At 56.2% G+C, this 276-nt stretch carries 1 pseudogene; it reads right to left on the reverse strand.

From position 1 onward, the window contains the following. Nucleotides 1-86: 86 nt before the first annotated feature. Nucleotides 87-276 (reverse strand): annotated as a pseudogene (locus tag R0K30_RS21780) (2-(1,2-epoxy-1,2-dihydrophenyl)acetyl-CoA isomerase); the annotation flags it as partial.

Genomic DNA, 276 nt, shown 5'->3' on the forward strand with positions numbered 1-276 from the left:
GTGGGAACAGGAAATTACACTGTTCCCACACTGAGCAAAGGGCCGCATGCGGCCCGTTGTCTTGAAACCCATTCGCCTGACAGCGCTCACCGCCCTTTGAAGACTGGCTTGCGCTTTTCACGGAATGCGTTCACCGCTTCCTGGTGATCTTCAGTCAAATTCGACAATGCCTCATAGGCCAGCGACGCGTCGATGACGGATGTCACCGCTTGCTTGAGCACAATGTTCATGGACGCCTTGGTCCACTGGATGGCGTAAGCTGCGCCGTTGGCAAGC

The organism is Bacillus sp. SIMBA_154, assembly GCF_046536015.1.
In the GTDB taxonomy this organism is placed as follows: Bacteria; Bacillota; Bacilli; order Bacillales; family Bacillaceae; genus Bacillus; species Bacillus pumilus_P.